Consider the following 296-nt stretch of genomic DNA (forward strand, 5'->3'; position numbering starts at 1 on the left):
CGCCAGCGGCTCGCCGGTCGGGGCGCTGACCGCATATTGAGTCTGCACCTCCCCGGCCATCAGTTCCACCCGGTTGTCCAGATTAAGCGTAAACGCCTGCGTCTGCTGCGCCACCAGTTCCCAGCCGTCAAACACCAGATGGCGGATCATTTTCAGCCGGCCGTGCTGATATTCGCGGATTTCCGCCGGCACGTCGCCGTCCCACACATAGGTGGTCAGCTTACCGCTTTGGATACACCGTTTTTCTGTCCGCCGTCCGAAGGCATCATAGCGATATTCCCACGGTATCCCGTCCG

1 pseudogene is annotated in these 296 nt (G+C 60.8%); it reads right to left on the bottom strand.

What is annotated here, in order from left to right:
• Positions 1-296, bottom strand: a pseudogene (locus tag Phpb_RS26675) (RHS repeat-associated core domain-containing protein); the annotation flags it as partial.

This window comes from Photorhabdus namnaonensis (assembly GCF_001684335.1).
GTDB lineage: Bacteria > Pseudomonadota > Gammaproteobacteria > Enterobacterales > Enterobacteriaceae > Photorhabdus > Photorhabdus namnaonensis.